Below are 533 nucleotides of genomic sequence, written 5' to 3' on the forward strand. Positions count from 1 at the left end.
GTCCAGATTGGGGCTCCAGAACAGACGAATCTGATCACCGGGAAAGAAGTGCACATGCAGGTACTTGTCTTGCCGGGTGCGGTGCGGGTTGGGCACTTGCAGTGTGAGCGTTTCCTCACGCAGCCCAGCATCGTACTGAGCTTGGGTGGTGCTCTTAATCCATTGCACGGTCAGCACATCACCTTCGATGCGTGAGCAGCACGTTGCCTTCCCTCCACCATAAGCAAATGCATTTCCACCCCAGGCTTCGTTGACGGCGTAGCTGAAGATGGGGCGGTCGGTGTGGTTGTGTACGTACAGAATGGCACCGGGCATACGGGTGTAAGCCCAGGCCACGTAGGCGAGCACTAGCACTACCGGCAGCAGCAGTTTGATCAGCGATCTGGCCGAGGCCGGCAAGGCACGCCAATGGCGGAGCCCTTTATCAATGGGATCCATTTGCAACCTCCTGTTCGGGTGCTTCCTTGAGGTTTTCGTAAGGACTGTCCAGATTGGGGCTCCAGAACAGACGAACCTGATCCCCCGGAAAGAAA

At 57.0% G+C, this 533-nt stretch carries 1 protein-coding gene; it reads right to left on the reverse strand.

The genetic code is table 11. The annotated features are described in order from the left end of the window. Window positions 1-438: DUF3304 domain-containing protein (locus tag E4487_RS24195; protein ID WP_175254569.1), on the reverse strand; the 438-nt coding region annotated here is incomplete at its 3' end. Window positions 439-533 lie beyond the last annotated feature (95 nt).

Source organism: Pseudomonas sp. BMW13, assembly GCF_013357275.1.
Lineage (GTDB): Bacteria > Pseudomonadota > Gammaproteobacteria > Pseudomonadales > Pseudomonadaceae > Aquipseudomonas > Aquipseudomonas khazarica.